Source organism: Roseateles sp. 22389 (genome assembly GCF_052044995.1).
In the GTDB taxonomy this organism is placed as follows: domain Bacteria; phylum Pseudomonadota; class Gammaproteobacteria; order Burkholderiales; family Burkholderiaceae_C; genus Roseateles.
The window spans coordinates 46,399-61,461 of the sequence record NZ_JBQEOF010000007.1; the positions used below are offsets into that span (position 1 = coordinate 46,399).

Sequence of the window (15,063 nt, forward strand, 5' to 3'; positions counted from 1 at the left end):
CGTCAGTAGGTGCGCGAGCCCTTGAACTGAGCGTGCTGGCGCCGCTGCAGCGTGGTCTGACGGCTCATCGCGTCGAAGGACACCCGCGCATGCGCGTCCATGATCGCGATGCCCAGCGCGTCGGCCGCGTCCTTGCCCGGCTCGCCGGGCAGCGCCAGCAGCCGCGCCACCATCGCCTGCACCTGCGCCTTGGCCGCGCCGCCGTGACCGGTGATGGCCTTCTTCATCTGCACCGCGGTGTACTCCGACACATGCAGGTCGCAGGACACCAGCGCCGTCAGCGCCGCGCCGCGCGCCTGGCCCAGCAGCAGCGTCGACTGCGGGTTGACGTTGACGAAGATGATCTCCACCGCCGCGCAGGTCGGCTGGTAGCGCGACACCACCTCGCGGATGCCGTCGTAGAGGATCTTGAGCCGGCCGGGCAGGTCGCCGGTCGGCAGCGCGTTGGTCTTGATCGTGCCGCTGGCCACGTAGGCCAGGCGCGGCCCGTCCGCGTCGATCACGCCGAAGCCGGTCGTCTGCAGGCCGGGGTCGATGCCCAGGATGCGCATGGCGGATCTCCTCAGGTCGCGGCGCGGAAGTACCACCGCACCGAATGGAAGAACACCGGCGCCGCGAAGCACATGACCGCGATGCGGTCCAGCAGCCCCACCGCGCCGGTGATCGCGCTGCGGTTGCCCCAGGCATGGATGCCGGCGTCGCGCTTGAGCGCCTGCATCACGAAGACGCCGAAGCTGCCGCACCCGGCCGCGATGAAGGCCGCGATCGCGGCCTGGCCGGCCTTGAAGGGCGTGATCCAGTAGAGCAGCGCGCCGGCGACGGCGGCCGCGAACGCGCCGATCCACCAGGCCTTCATCGTGAACGAGCGGCTGATGCGGCGCGCCACCGGCCGCGCGCGGAAGCGGCTGGTCGCGACCGCCTGGGCGATCTGCCCGCAGGCCACCACCGCCACCAGGAAGAACAGCAGGAAGGCGCCGCGCCCCTGGTACTTGGGGATGTCCAGCAGCAGCAGCGCCGGCGCGTGCGACAGCCCGTAGACGCAGACCATGATGCCCCACTGGATCTTGGCGTTGCGCTCGAGGAAGCGGCCGGGATCGTCCGCCAGCGCGCTGGCCACCGGGATCGCCAGGAAGCCGTAGACCGGGATCAGCACCGAGAACAGGTCGAAGTGGCGCGTGCCCACCAGCACGTACTGCAGCGGCAGGATCACGAAGAAGGCCATGATCAGCCCGCGGTGGTCGGCGCGGCGGGTGTGCAGCAGGGTGATGAACTCGCGGAAGGCGAGGAAGGAGAACACGCCGAACAGCAGCGTCGCCCCGACCGGTCCCGAAACCCAGGCGGCCCAGAACAGGCAGGCGCCGACCCACACCATGTTGAGTTCATGCCGGAACCGCGCCCAGCGCGCCTGCCAGGCTTCCTGCTCCTGCTCGGGCCGCTCGCGCAGCGACCACAGCACCGAGCCGATGCTCACCAGCAGCAGCGCGCCGAACAGCACGACGAACAGGAAGGCGACCTGCTCGCCGGTGTTCAATGACTTGAGCCACCTCATTCCTTCCACCCTCCCGGACGCAGCGCCATCACGGCGGCGCGGGCGCGTTCCAGGAACGCGCGCGTGTCCTCGCCGGGCTCGATGCGGATCGGCGCGCCGAAGGTGACGGTGCAGAGGATGGGCACCGGCACGACCTCGCCCTTGGGCATGACGCGCTGGACGTTGTCGATCCAGGTCGGGATCAGCTGCACCTCGGGGAACTGCTCGGACAGGTGGTAGAGACCGGCCTTGAAGGCCTGCGGCGCGCCCTTGTTGGAGCGCGTGCCCTCCGGGAAGATGACCAGCGAGTCGCCGCCCTGCAGCGCGTCCACCAGCGGCTCGAGCGGATCCTCGTCCGGCGTGGCGCGGGTGCGGCTGACGTAGACGGCGTTGAACACGGCGGTGGTGAGCCAGGTCTTGAGCGCGGAGCTCGTCCAGTAGTCGCGCGCGGCGATCGGGCGGGTGCGCGCGCGCAGTTCGCCGGGCAGCGACGCCCAGATCAGCACCCAGTCGAAATGGCTCTGATGGTTGGCGAAGTAGATGCGTTGTTCCGACGTCGGCGGGCAGCCTTTCCAGTGTCCCTGGGCGCCGGTGATCAGGCGCGCCAGCCAGGACAGGAACAGGCCGGTGATTTCGGCAAGGACCATGGGGCGCGATTATCCCCGCTGGATCATCGCGGCCGCCTTCTCGGCGATCGCCACCACCGGCGCGTTGGTGTTGCCGCTGACGACGCTGGGCATGATCGACGCGTCCACCACGCGCAGCCCGTCCACGCCGCGCACCCGCAGCCGCTCGTCCACCACCGCCAGCGCGTCCCGGCCCATGCGGCAGGTGCCCACCGGGTGATAGACGGTGTCGACGCGCGCGCGCAGCAGCGCTTCGATCGCCTGGTCGCCGTCGTCGACAGCGCCGTTGCCGTTGCCGTTGCCGCCGAGGCTGGCGCTCCACAGCTCGCGCCGCCACAGCGCCCGCATCGCCGGCGCGCGCATCAGGTCGCGCGTCAGCTTGTAGCCCTCGATCAGCTCGCGCACGTCCTCGGGGTGGTCGAGGAAGGCCGGATCGATGCGCGGCGCGGCCAGCGGGTCGGCGCTCGCCAGTGTCAAGGCGCCGCGACTGCGCGGACGCAGCAGGCACACGTGGCAGGACATCCCATGGCCCAGGTGCAGCCGCCGTGCATGGTCCTCCACCAGCGCCACCACCAGGTGCAACTGCACGTTGGGTGCCGGCAGGCCGGGGCGCGTCGAGAGGAACCCGCCGCATTCGGCGAAGTTGCTGGTGACGAGGCCGCGCCGCTCGCGGCGGTAACGCCGGGCCTGCTGGAGGAAGGACCAGCCGCCGCGCAGCGACAGCCCGGCCAGTTCGAGCCGGTCCGAGGCGTAGCCGAAGACGAAGTCCGGGTGGTCGTGCAGGTTGCGACCGACGCCCGGCAGGGGGTGCGCCACCGGCAGGCCCAGCGCCTGCAGCGCGGCGCCGTCGCCGATGCCCGAGCACATCAGCAGCTGCGGCGACTGCAGCGCCCCCGCGCAGACGAGCACCTCGCGCGCCGCGCGCAGCGTCCGACGCTGGCCGCCTTGCAGCACCTCCACGCCGATCGCGCGCCGGCCTTCCAGCACCAGCTTCAGCGCGCGTGCGCCGGTCTCCACGCGCAGGTTGGGCCGCTGGCCGAGGATCGGGTGCAGGTAGCCGCGGGCGACGCTCCAGCGCTCGCCCTCGTGTTGCGTGACCTGGTAGACGCCCAGTCCCGCCATGTCCTCGCCGTTGAAGTCCTCGCGCACCGGATGGCCGCATTCACGCGCGGCGGCTAGCCAGGCCGCGTGCACCGGGCTGTCGGTGCGCAGGTCGCCGACGCGCAGCGGGCCGTCCTGCCCGTGCCACGGCGCGCCGAAACGCGCGTTGCGCTCGGCCTTCACGAAGTACGGCAGCAGCTCGTCGTAGCCCCAGCCCGGATTGCCCGCCGCCGCCCAGGCGTCGTAGTCGCTGCGGTGTCCGCGCGTGTAGACCATCGCATTGATCGCCGAGGAGCCGCCCAGCGCCTTGCCGCGCGGCTGGTAGCCGCGCCGCCCGTTCAGGCCGGCCTGCGGCACGGTCTCGAAGCCCCAGTTGTTGAGCCTGGCCGCGACCTGCAGCACGCCGGCGAAGGGCGTCCGTGTGATCCAGCCGTCGCCGCGGCCGCCGGCTTCCAGCAGCAGCACGCGGCAGGCCGGGTCCTCGCTGAGCCGGCTGGCCAGCACCGCGCCCGCGGAGCCGCCGCCGACGATCACGATGTCGGCGTCGACGTGGTCCGCGGCGCTCATGCGATCTTCTTCAGCAGGCCGAGCAGGCGGTCGAAGGTCCGGCCATAGGGCGGATGGAACAGCCGGGTGCCGGCGAAGCGCGCCTGCAGGAAGACCGGCTTGAGCTTGCTGAAGGTGTTGAAGCCCCACACGCCGTGGTATGCGCCCATGCCGCTGGCGCCGACGCCGCCGAAGGGCTGCTCCTCCTGGCCCAGGTGCCAGATGCAGTCGTTGACGGTGACGCCGCCGGCCACGGTGCGGGCCAGCACGTCCTCGCGCGCGGCCCGGTCCTCGCCGAACCAGTAGAGCGCCAGCGGGCGGTCGCCGGCGTTGACCTGCGCGATCGCCTCGGACACGTGACCGTAGGGCACGATGGGCAGCAGCGGGCCGAAGATCTCCTCGCGCATCACCGTCATGTCGGGCGTCGTGCCCAGCAACAGCGTGGGCACGAGGCGGCGATCGGCCGGTGCCTCGTCGTGCGTCGGACGCAGCGTCGCGCCGCGGGCGCGGGCGTCGTCCAGCAGGCCGCGCAGCCGCGCATGGTGGCGCGGGCTGACGATGGCGGTGTAGTCGGGGTTGCCGTCGATGCGCGGATACAAGCGCCGCACCGCCGCCACGATCGCGTCGGCCAGCGGCTGCACCAGCTCCTTGGGCGCCAGCACGTAGTCCGGCGCGACGCAGGTCTGGCCGGCGTTGAGCAGCTTGCCGAAGGCGATCCGCTCGGCCGCCAGCGCGAGATCGGCGCTGCGGTCGACGATCGCGGGCGACTTGCCGCCCAGCTCCAGCGTCACCGGCGTCAGGCGCTGCGCCGCGGCCTGCGCCACCAGCCGGCCCACCGGCGTCGAGCCGGTGAAGAAGAGGTGGTCGAAGGGCAGGTGGGTGAAGGCCTTGCCGACCTCGGCGTCGCCGGTGACGACGGTCATCTCGTCGGGCGCGAAGTGCTGGGCGACGAGCCGCGCCATCAGCTCGGAGGTCGCCGGCGTCAGCTCCGAGGGCTTGATCATCACGCGGTTGCCCGCGGCCAGCGCGGCGAGCGCCGGCGCCATCGCCAGGTAGTACGGATAGTTCCAGGGCGCGACGATGCCCACCACGCCGAGCGGCTGCGGCATCAGGCGGTTGGACGCGGGCAGGAAGTGCAGCGCGGTCGGCGCGCGACGCACGGCCATCCAGCGCTTGAGGTGCCGGATCGCGTGGCGCGCGCCGGACTCGACGGTGAAGAGGTCGGCCAGCAGGCTCTCGTGCCGCGAGCGGTGGCCGAAGTCCCGGGACATCGCCTCGGCCAGGTCCTGCGCATGCGTGGCGGTCATGCGCCGCAGCCGCTCCAGCCGGTCGCGACGCTGCGCGAGCGAGGGCAGGCGTTCGCGGTCGAAGGCCGCGCGCTGCTGCTCCAGGATCAGGTGCAGGCGCTCGTGCAGGGCTTGGTCCATCGCGTGTCTCCGCGGGATGCTTGGAATGAGCCGAAGGCTATGCGCATTCGCGTGGCGGGCCAAGCGCGTCGACCCTGGACTAGAGGGGCGCGACTAGCCGCGGCGGATCCGGTGCGTGCCGGCGTGCAAAAAAGAAAAAGCCCGGCCGGAGCCGGGCTTTCAATTCGGGCCGATGAAGGCCCGGTCGGATCGCGCGAGGCGATCGCGACGATCAGAAACGGTAGCCCACGCTCAGCGTGAAGCCGTCGGCCTTGATGCCGTCCTTCTTGTAATAGCGCATGTAGTCGACAGCGCCGTAGATCGACTTGTCGAAGTTGTACTTCGCGCCCAGGCCGTAGGCAAAGCTGCCGCCGCTGTCGGAGATGGAGCCGTCTTCGTCAGAAGCCTTGATCTTGCTGTGGGCGTAGCCCAGGCGGCCGAAGACTTCGAACTGGTCGAAGGCGTACTTCGGGGTCACGAACAGGCCGTAGCTGTGCGGGATCTTGATCTTGGCGCCGCCGACGGTGTCGTCCGACACGCCGAAGGCCAGCATGCCTTCGATGGCGACGTTCGGGTGCACGTCGTAGCCGACGATGCCGCGGATGGCGCCCGGCTTGGCCGACAGGCCGCCGTCAGCCTTCACCTTGACGAAGGTGTAGCCCAGTTCGCCGTACAGCGGGGCTTGGGTCTGGGTCTGTGCTTGAGCGGCGCCGGCGGCCAGCAGGGCGGCGACGACGATGGCGGAAATCTTGGTCATTCGAATACTTCTCTCTAAAGAAAAATCGCATCTCGGCGATGCGGGGCGAAAGGTATCAACGCCGCACTTGGCCGGTCAATGCAAGAGGTCACGCTGCGGTAAAAAAGTGCATATGGAGTTGCAGGCTCGCGACGCAAATGAGTGGGTGCCTAGGCCCCGTATCCCCAATCAGAGTGGGTCCGCTCTGCAGAACGTACATGCATTGATGCGGTCTTAACGGCAGAGATGTGTCAGGGATGCGCCGCCAGCGAGGGCACCGGTAACGGCGACGCGCCAAGCAAAAGGCCCGGCGCGAGGGCCGGGCCTGAAGCGGAGCGGAGCGCGCGCGGGGCGGGCAAGACCCGGCCCCCGGCGCAGGCGCAGGCGCTCAATGGCGGAAGTGGCGTACGCCGGTGAAGACCATCGCGATGCCGCGCTCGTTGGCCGCGGCGATGACTTCGTCGTCGCGCATCGAGCCGCCCGGCTGGATCACGCAGGAGGCGCCCGCGTCGGCCAGCACGTCCAGGCCGTCGCGGAACGGGAAGAACGCATCGCTGGCCACCGCCGAGCCGGCCAGCGCCAGGCCGGCGTTCTCCGCCTTGATCGACGCGATGCGCGCCGAGTCGATGCGGCTCATCTGGCCCGCGCCCACGCCCAGCGTCATGCCATTGCCGCAGAACACGATCGCGTTGCTCTTGACGTACTGCGCGACAGTCCACGCGAACATCAGGTCATCGAGCTGCTGCGCCGTCGGCTGCAGCGTGGTGACGACCTTCAGGTCGGCCTTGGACAGGAAGTGGTTGTCGGCGGTCTGCACCAGCAGGCCCGAACCGACGCGCTTGACGTCCTGCGCGTTGCGGCCCTGGTCCCAGGGGCGCGCGCCGCCCGGCGGCAGCGCGATCTCGAGCAGGCGCACGTTGACCTTGCCCTTGAAGATCTCGCGCGCCTCGGCGCTGAAGGACGGCGCCATCAGCACCTCGACGAACTGCTTGGACACCAGCTCGGCCGCGGCGCGGTCCACCTCGCGGTTGAACGCGATGATGCCGCCGAAGGCGCTGGTCGGATCGGTCTTGAAGGCCTTCGCGTAGGCATCGGCGGCGCTCGCCGCGACGGCCACGCCGCAGGGATTCGCGTGCTTGACGATCACGCAGGCCGGCGTGTCGAAGCTCTTCACGCATTCCCAGGCGGCATCCGCGTCGGCGATGTTGTTGTAGCTGAGCTCCTTGCCCTGCAGCTGCTTGCCGGTCACCAGCGAGCCGGGCGCCGGATGCAGGTCGCGGTAGAGGGCGGCGGTCTGGTGCGAGTTCTCGCCATAGCGCAGGTCCTGCACCTTCACGAAGCTGCTGTTCATCTGCGCCGGGTACTCGGCCAGCGAGCCGTCGTCCAGGCGCGCGCTCAGGTAGTTGCTGATGGCCGCGTCGTACTGCGCGATGCGGTTGAACGCCGCGACCGAGGCCGCGAAGCGCGTCTTGTCGCTGGTCTTGCCGTGGGCCTTGAGTTCCTCGAGCACCTGCGCGTACTGCGACGCGTCGGTCAGCACCGTCACGTCCTTCCAGTTCTTGGCCGCGCTGCGGACCATGGCTGGGCCGCCGATGTCGATGTTCTCGATCGCGTCCTCCAGCGTGCAGCCGGGCTTGGCGACGGTGGACTCGAAGGGATAGAGATTCACCGCCAGGATGTCGATGGTGTCGATGCCGTGCTGCTGGATCGCGGCGACGTGCTCGGGCAGGTCGCGGCGCGCCAGCAGGCCGCCGTGGATCTTCGGATGCAGCGTCTTGACGCGGCCGTCCAGCATCTCGGGGAAGCCGGTGTGCTGGGCGACCTCGGTCACCGGCAGGCCGGCGTCGGCCAGCAGCTTGGCGGTGCCGCCGGTGGACAGCAGGCGCACGTTCAGCGCATGCAGCGCCTGGGCGAATTCGACGATGCCGGTCTTGTCGGAGACCGAGATCAGGGCGGTGAGTTGGGCCATGAACATTCCTTCGATGCGGGGGGATTCGGGTGTGACCAAGCGGAACGCGGAGATCCGGCTTTGCCGGGCTCCCGCGTTCGCCCCTGAGGGGCCGGCGGAAGCCGGTAGGGGTGGTCTTAGATCAACTTGTGCTCGACGAGCTTGCGGCGCAGGGTGTTGCGGTTGATGCCCAGCCATTCGGCGGCCTTGCTCTGGTTGCCGTCGCTGTGCTGCATGACGACCTCCAGCAGCGGTTTCTCGACGAGCCGGATCAGCATCTCGTGCATCGAGTGCGGCGCCTCGCCGCCGAGGTCGCGGAAGTAGGCCTCCAGGTTTTCGCGGATGCAGGAGTCGATCGGTTTGGGCGTCATGCCGTGAGCCTTCTTTCTTGGTCTTCGTCTTGGTGTTGTCCGTCGTTCGCGGCGTCGTCGGCCGTCGGCACGTAGGGCAGGCGCTCGTGGTGGTCCGCCAGCGCATCGAGCCAGTCGGTGAGCGCGCGGACCTGGTCGTCGCAGGTCTCGAGCGCGTTCATGCGGCGCCGGAAGTCTTCGCCGCCGGGCAGCGCCCGCACCGCCCAGCCGATGTGCTTGCGCGCGCTGCGCATGCCGGTGAGCTCGCCGTACAGCGCGTAGTGGTCGTGCAGGTGCTCGACCAGCCAGCGCTTGGCGTCGGCGACGCGGGGCGCGGGCAGTTCCTCGCCGGTGGCCAGGAAGTGCGCGATCTCCGCGAAGATCCAGGGCCGCCCCTGCGCCGCGCGGCCGACCATGATCGCGTCGGCGCCGGTGGCGGCCAGCACTTCGCGGGCCTTGCGCGGGGTGTCGATGTCGCCGTTGGCGACGACCGGGATGCGCAGCGCGGCCTTGACCGCGGCGATGGTGTCGTATTCGGCGTGGCCGGTATAGCCCTGCTCGCGGGTGCGGCCGTGCACGGTCACCATCGCGATGCCGGCGGACTCCGCCGCCCGGGCCAGCGCCACCGCGTTCCTCTCGGCCTGGCACCAGCCGGTGCGCATCTTCAGCGTCACCGGCACGCCGCGCGGTGCGCAGGCGGCGACCACGGCCTCCACGATCTGCAGCGCCAGCGCCTCGTCCTGCATCAGCGCCGAGCCCGCCCACTTGTTGCAGACCTTCTTGGCGGGGCAGCCCATGTTGATGTCGATGATCTGCGCGCCGCGGTCGATGTTGTAGGCGGCGGCCTCGGCCATCATGGCCGCGTCGGTGCCGGCGATCTGCACCGAGATCGGCGCCGGCTCGCCCTCATGGTTGGCGCGGCGCGAGGTCTTCAGGCTGTTCCACAGGTCCTTGCGCGAGGTCACCATCTCGCTGACCGCGTAGCCCGCGCCCAGCTTCTTGCACAGGACGCGGAAGGGCCGGTCGGTCACGCCCGCCATCGGGGCGACGAACAGACGGTTCGGCAGGACGAAGGAACCCAGCGTGAGCGTGCCGGGCAGCGGCGTGGACATCGGGAGCGGTGCGGAGGCTGCACAAAAAAGAGGCAGAAGTATACCGCTCCGGCTTCCCCTCCCGATCCCTCCGGCGGGTGGGGCCGTCAGGGGGACGGCTGCTTGCGCCAGAGCACGAAGCCCTGCTCGACCAGCCGGTTCATCACCCGTTCCTGCGACAGCTTGTAGACCGCACGGACGAGGCGGCCGCGCAGCTCGGGGGTGTTGCAACGCGAGCGGTGGGCCAGCGTCAGGTACAGGCCCTCGCGCGCGATCGCCGGCAGCAGCGGCTGGATCGCCGGCCCGCCGTTGCGCGCGACATAGGCCTCGGCCGGCGTGTCCTCGTAGATCAGGTAGTCGGCGCGGCCGCGCTGCAGCATCTGGATCGCCTGCTCGATGCTGGCGACCTGGCTGATCTTGAGCGACTGGCGCGCGTAGTTGTCGAACTCGACGCCGAAGCTGTTGTTGATCACCGTGACGCCCAGCTTGGGCGCGAGGTCGCTCCAGCGCTTGTACGCGACCGGTGCGGCGCTGCGGGTCCAGATCACGCTGCGCGTCTCGCGGAAGGCCGGGTGGAAGTAGTCCATGTACTCGGTGCGCGGCAGCGTGAAGAAGGCGCCCGCGATCAGGTCGATGCGGCCGGCGCGCATCTCCTCCTGCACCCGGCCCCAGGGGCCGACATAGCGGGTCTCGACCGGGATGCCGATCTCGGCCGCGAGCCACTGCATCAGGTCGGCATTGGCGCCGACCAGCTTCTGCTCGTCGGCCGGGTCGCGCCACAGGTAGGGCGGGTACTGCGGGTTGCCCGAGGCCACCAGCAGCGGACAGCCCGGGATGGGAGGCAGCGGGTTGGCCGGACCGGGCGCCGCGCTTGCCTGTGCGGAAGCGGACGACGGGGCGGTCTGCGCCCGCGCGGTCGCAGCCAGGGACAGGCGGCCGTCGTGCCCCGGACCCGCGAGGGCCAGGCCGATCAGCGCGAACGACGAGACGGCAAGGCGGCGCAAGGACATGGTCTTCAGATAATCCCACGCATGGAAGCTTGGCTGCAACACATGATTCACCTGATGCTGGAGACCCTGGCTCTCCCGCAGGTGGGCCTGGGCGCGGTGTTCGTCGTGGCGCTGGTGTCGGCGACGCTCCTGCCGATGGGATCGGAACCGGTGGTGCTGCTGCTGGTGCATGCGAAGCCGGAGCTCTTCTGGCCGGCGATCCTCGTGGCCACGGTCGGCAACACCCTCGGCGGCGCGATCACCTGGTGGATGGGCTACGGCGCGGAGCGCGCCTACGAGGCGGCCGTGCATCACTCGCCGCGCGACCAGCGGGTGCTCGGCTGGCTGCGACGCTTCGGCGCGAAGACCTGCCTGATGAGCTGGCTGCCCATCGTCGGCGACCCGCTGTGCGCGCTGGCGGGCTGGCTGCGTCTGCCGTTCTGGCCCTGCGTCGGCTACATGGCGATCGGCAAGTTCGCGCGCTACCTGCTGATGACCTCGGTGGGGGTCGCGATGCTGGACTGAGCGCGGCGCGGCGCCCGCTCGGGCGTGACTGGAGGGACCCTACGCCGACGCTTGCACAATGCGGGGCACCGACAGGAGACCCCGCCATGAGCACCCCCCGCACCCCGGCCTATGACGCCTTGTGCCAGCGCCACCAGCGCATCCACCGTCTGTCCCACCTGCAGTCGATCGCGTCCTGGGACCAGTCCGCCTTCATGCCGTCGCGCGGCGCGCAGGCCCGCGCCGAGGCGCTGGCCGAGATGGACGGCTTGCTGCACCAGCTGGGCACCGACCCGGCGCTGAAGCAGCTGCTCGACGAGGCGGCGCAGGAGCCGCTGGACGATGTCCAGCGCGCCTCGCTGCGCGAGATGCGCCGCGTCTGGCGCTCGGCCAACGCGGTGCCGCAGCGGCTGGTCGAGGCCCGCTCGCTGGCCAACTCGCACTGCGAGCATCAATGGCGCCAGCAACGCCCGGCCAACGACTGGGCCGGCTACGTCGAGAACCTGCGCCCCGTGGTGCGCTACGCGCGGGAGGAGGCGCAATACCTCGCCGACGACGCGGGCCTGAGCCGCTACGACGCGCTGCTCGACCAGTTCGAGCCCGGCATGCGCGCGGCGGAGGTGGACCGCGTCTTCGGCGACCTGCGCCAGTGGCTGCCCGGGCTGATCGGGCAGGTCATGGACCGCCAGGCGCGCGACAGCGTCATTCACCCGCAGGGGCCGTTCCCGGCGGCCGCGCAGCGGGCGCTCGGACTGGACGCGATGAAGCTGCTGGGCTTCGACTTCGAGGCCGGCCGGCTGGACGAGAGCGCCCATCCGTTCTGTGGCGGCGTGCCCGAGGACGTGCGCATGACCACGCGCTATCGCGACGACAGCTTCCTGCAAAGCCTGACCGGCACCATCCACGAGACCGGCCACGGCCGCTACGAGCAGAACCTGCCGCGCGAGTGGCTGGGGCTGCCGGTGGCCCGGGCGCGCTCGATGGGCCTGCACGAGAGCCAGAGCCTGTCCTTCGAGATGCAGCTGGCCGCGCATCCCGGCTTCGCCGGCCTGCTGCAGCCGCTGGTGGAGCGCCACCTGGGCCATCAGCGCGGATTCGCCGCGGACAACCTGCACAAGCTGATGACGCGCGTGGCGCCGGGCTACATCCGCGTCGACGCCGATGAGGTGACCTACCCGGCCCACGTGATCCTGCGCTACGAGATCGAGCGCCCGCTGATCGAGGGCGAGATCGAGGTCGAGGACATTCCCGCGCTGTGGGACCGCAAGATGCAGGAGCTGCTGGGCCTGGACACGCGCGGCAACTACAAGGACGGCTGCATGCAGGACGTGCACTGGGGCTGCGGCCTCTTCGGCTACTTCCCCTGCTACACGCTGGGCGCGATGTACGCGGCGCAGTGGTTCGCGACGATGCGCCGCGAGCGGCCGACGCTCGACGAGGAGATCGCGCGCGGCGAGCTCGCGCCGGTCTTCGACTGGCTCAAGGACCGCATCTGGTCGCAGGGCAGCCGCTGGGAGACGCCGGAGCTGGTGCGACGCGCCAGCGGCGAGGCGCTGGCGCCGGCGCACTTCCGCCGCCACCTGGAGACGCGCTACCTGGGCTGAGGCGCCGGGCTCTCAGGTGCTTGCGTAGAGGGCCGCGACCTCGCTGGCGCTCATCGCGTTGTGATGGATCCGGAAATCGGCGATGCGTCCCGAGTAGGAGTTGTCGCCCCATCGGCCCAGCCAGTTCTTGTTGGTCCGGCCGAAATGGCGAGGCTGCCACGGGCAGTTGACCTGGGCCTGCTGCACGCCGTCGTAGTACAGCGTCATGAGGCTGGAGGACAGCGTCACCGCGACATGGACCCATCGGCCGGAGGCCATCCGCGCCCCGGTGCCGAGCTCGACGTCGCCATCGCGGCCCGAGGTGCTGATCAGCACGCGCGTGCGCCCGTCCGACCATTTCGGGCAGACCACCAGGAACTGGTCGCCGCCGTTGCCCAGGCTGAGCAGGTACTCGCGGGTGTTGCCCGCGCCGGTCCAGAAGGTCCACAGGGAGAGGGTGCAGTCGCCCAGCTCGGCGCCGAGGTCGTTGGGCAGCGCGACGTAGCTGCCGCTGCCGGTCAGCGCCACCGCGCTCGCGCCATTGCGCCCGGCGCCCCAGCCCGCCGACACCAGCTTGCCGGCCAGGCCGTTGCCGCTGCTGTCCGCCGCGGTGCTGCCGCCGTTCTCGGAGAACGGCAGTCGCATCGCGAGCTGCGTCGCGGTGACGGCCATCACCCGGTTGGAAGGGCCCGTCTCGCCCAGTCCGACGCGCGCCGTGACGGCGTAGTAGTAGGTCCCCGCCGCGAGCCCCTTGTCCACGAAGCTCAGCAGGCTGCCGCTGTTGATCGTGGCCACGTCCACGAAGCCGGTGTTGGGCGCGGTGCTGCGCTTGACGACATAGGCCGTCGCATTGGGAACGCCCCACCAGGACAGCGTCACCTCGCCGTCGTTGACGAAGTGCATCAGGCCGGTGGGCGTGGTCGCGGCGGTGAACGGATCGCGGGAGTAGGTCAGCGTGCCGAAGCCCGGCAGGTCGTTGTCGCTGGCGGTCTCCACGCGGGTGTCGACGAAGGCCTTGCAGAACGGCGCGGCCACGCCCTTGCGGTTGGCATAGTGGTTGTGGACGATCGCCCACTGGTTGCGCTGGATGCCTTGAGCGCCGGTCGCGAAGCTCGTGTGGTCGATGCCCTTGATCCGGTATTCGCGAAACGGCATTGACGGGAAATTGCCGGCGACGGCGAGGTTGCCCTTCGCGATGTACTCGGACCCCGCCAGCACGCGGTTGTTGCCGAAGCCGTAGAGGTTGATGCCCTGGTTCCAGGCCATCTCGCAGATCACCGTCATCAGGCCCGCGGACAGGGTGGCATGGCCCTGGTCGCGGCCGGCTTCCTGCGTCTGCCCGAGGTGGCCGGGATGCAGGTAATAGACCGCCTGCTTGACGCCGCCATTGCCCTCGCCGGTGCGGAAGTATTCGAGCGCGCCGTTGAACATGGCCACGTCGTCCTTCAGCACGCCGATGGCCATCGCCGCCGCGATGCTGGCCAGCTGCCAGTTCGAGTAGCTGCTCAGCGGCGCGCGCGAGCCGTACAGCCAGCCGCCCTTCCCGTCGGTTCCAACCGCCTCGACTGAGAAGATGGTCATCATCGACTGGAAGGCCGCCAGGTTGGCGGGCGTGCAGCCGGAATAGGTGCGCATGATCTCGCCGACGTTGGCGAACTGATAGGCGTTGAGCGCGAGCAGCGCCACGTCGTGGTCGCCCGCGATGGTGGTCAAGGTGCTGGACCACCCGTTCATGTAGTCCATCGCCTTGTCGGCGTAGGCGGTGGTGCCGGTGACCTTCCAGTACAGCGCGCAAGCGTAGGCGCGTCCGATGTCGCGCGCGAAGTTGGCGAAGTTGGAGCTGCCCGCACTTGGCGAGCTGTAGCGACTCACCCTGCTGGTGGCGGTGACGTTCCATCTGGACATGCCCGACACGAACGACTGCAGCTGGGCGAACCCTTCGCTCCACGGCGACCGGCCCAGGTTGGCCGTCATCCGGGAGAAGTCGGCGGAGGTGTGCAGGAGGCCCGGGTGGGCGAACGCGGCGCCGGTGTACATCGCCTCGGTGCTGGCCGGCTCGGTCGGAGCGAAAGTCTTGAAACTCTGGCCGCTGGTCGTCGCGGTCGTGTCGTCGGTCGCTGGCGCCGTGCTGTCGGGCTGCCCGGCGGAGTTGCCGCTGCCCGAGCTGCCGTTGCCCGAGGTGCCGCTGCCCGAGCCCGGGGTGCTGTTGCCCGAGCCCGGGGTGCTGTTGCCCGGGGTGCCGCCCGTCCCCGGTTCGGCCGGAGTGCCGGTGCTGGGCGCGGTGCCCGTTCCCTGTCCGGCGTTGGGGCTCGTGCCTGGCAGGCTGCCCGTCCCCTCTCCGGTGGAAGGGGCGGTGATCGGTGCGCCGCCGGCGCCCTGTCCCGCGGTGGGATCGGTCGCCGGCACGCTGCCCGCGCCTGGAGTGGCGACGGTGCCGGTGCCCGGAGTGCTGCCAGCACCGGCCCCGGCCCCGGCGGTGGCGCCGGTGCCCGTCCCGCCTGCTCCGCCCACGACCGGGCTGCCCGCGGCCCCGTCCGAGCCTCCGCCGCAGGCCGCCACGCCCGAGGTCGCGAGTGCGGCAAGGACGGTCCGGCGATTCACGTGGTAGGACAACAGCGGTGACTTCATGGCGATCTGACAGGGGAGGGGAAGGGG

At 70.4% G+C, this 15,063-nt stretch carries 13 protein-coding genes; 2 read left to right on the plus strand and 11 right to left on the minus strand.

Features of this window, described 5'->3' with window-relative positions:
* Positions 1 to 2 precede the first annotated feature (2 nt).
* The 10 genes from ruvC to ACTJKJ_RS11850 form a co-directional block, all read right to left on the minus strand.
* Positions 3 to 551, minus strand: coding sequence for a crossover junction endodeoxyribonuclease RuvC (gene ruvC, locus ACTJKJ_RS11805; RefSeq protein WP_091725944.1), 549 nt, complete (start codon positions 549 to 551; stop codon positions 3 to 5).
* 11 nt (positions 552 to 562) lie between these two features.
* Entirely contained in the window at positions 563 to 1,549 is a 987-nt protein-coding gene (locus ACTJKJ_RS11810) for a phosphatidate cytidylyltransferase (RefSeq protein WP_091725941.1), read from the minus strand.
* Positions 1,546 to 2,175, minus strand: coding sequence for a lysophospholipid acyltransferase family protein (locus ACTJKJ_RS11815; RefSeq protein ID WP_440820544.1), 630 nt, complete (start codon positions 2,173 to 2,175; stop codon positions 1,546 to 1,548). The genes ACTJKJ_RS11810 and ACTJKJ_RS11815 overlap by 4 nt, the downstream gene beginning before the upstream one ends.
* A 9-nt stretch (positions 2,176 to 2,184) precedes the next feature.
* Positions 2,185 to 3,822: a GMC family oxidoreductase gene (locus ACTJKJ_RS11820; RefSeq protein WP_440820545.1), complete on the minus strand. Its 1,638-nt coding sequence runs from the start codon at positions 3,820 to 3,822 to the stop codon at positions 2,185 to 2,187.
* On the minus strand, positions 3,819 to 5,228 hold the full coding sequence (locus ACTJKJ_RS11825; protein WP_440820546.1) for a coniferyl aldehyde dehydrogenase: 1,410 nt from the start codon (positions 5,226 to 5,228) through the stop codon (positions 3,819 to 3,821). Before ACTJKJ_RS11825 ends, ACTJKJ_RS11820 begins: the two co-directional genes overlap by 4 nt.
* 211 nt (positions 5,229 to 5,439) lie before the next feature.
* A complete protein-coding gene (locus tag ACTJKJ_RS11830; RefSeq protein ID WP_440820547.1) occupies positions 5,440 to 5,964 on the minus strand; it encodes a porin family protein in 525 nt (174 codons plus the stop codon).
* 367 nt (positions 5,965 to 6,331) lie between these two features.
* Positions 6,332 to 7,912 (minus strand): bifunctional phosphoribosylaminoimidazolecarboxamide formyltransferase/IMP cyclohydrolase, encoded by a 1,581-nt coding sequence (gene purH / locus ACTJKJ_RS11835; RefSeq protein ID WP_440820548.1) that lies wholly within the window; start codon positions 7,910 to 7,912, stop codon positions 6,332 to 6,334.
* A 116-nt stretch (positions 7,913 to 8,028) separates the two neighbouring features.
* On the minus strand, positions 8,029 to 8,262 hold the full coding sequence (locus tag ACTJKJ_RS11840; RefSeq protein ID WP_091725921.1) for a helix-turn-helix domain-containing protein: 234 nt from the start codon (positions 8,260 to 8,262) through the stop codon (positions 8,029 to 8,031).
* The gene (gene dusB / locus ACTJKJ_RS11845) at positions 8,259 to 9,353 is read right to left on the minus strand and encodes a tRNA dihydrouridine synthase DusB (RefSeq protein WP_440820549.1); all 1,095 of its coding nucleotides are present in this window, start codon (positions 9,351 to 9,353) and stop codon (positions 8,259 to 8,261) included. Before dusB ends, ACTJKJ_RS11840 begins: the two co-directional genes overlap by 4 nt.
* A gap of 86 nt (positions 9,354 to 9,439) precedes the next feature.
* Positions 9,440 to 10,342: a substrate-binding periplasmic protein gene (locus ACTJKJ_RS11850; protein WP_440820550.1), complete on the minus strand. Its 903-nt coding sequence runs from the start codon at positions 10,340 to 10,342 to the stop codon at positions 9,440 to 9,442.
* A 21-nt stretch (positions 10,343 to 10,363) separates the two neighbouring features.
* Between ACTJKJ_RS11850 and ACTJKJ_RS11855 the strand changes: the two genes are divergently transcribed.
* Both ACTJKJ_RS11855 and ACTJKJ_RS11860 read left to right on the plus strand, forming a co-directional pair.
* A complete protein-coding gene (locus ACTJKJ_RS11855) occupies positions 10,364 to 10,846 on the plus strand; it encodes a YqaA family protein (protein ID WP_091725908.1) in 483 nt (160 codons plus the stop codon).
* Between the two features lie 86 nt (positions 10,847 to 10,932).
* Positions 10,933 to 12,429 carry a carboxypeptidase M32 gene (locus ACTJKJ_RS11860; RefSeq protein WP_440820551.1) on the plus strand — a complete coding sequence of 499 codons (1,497 nt, stop codon included), beginning with the start codon at positions 10,933 to 10,935 and terminating at the stop codon, positions 12,427 to 12,429.
* 12 nt (positions 12,430 to 12,441) lie between these two features.
* Here ACTJKJ_RS11860 and ACTJKJ_RS11865 read toward each other — a convergent pair whose 3' ends face one another.
* Positions 12,442 to 15,036 (minus strand): LamG-like jellyroll fold domain-containing protein, encoded by a 2,595-nt coding sequence (locus ACTJKJ_RS11865; protein WP_440820552.1) that lies wholly within the window; start codon positions 15,034 to 15,036, stop codon positions 12,442 to 12,444.
* Positions 15,037 to 15,063 lie beyond the last annotated feature (27 nt).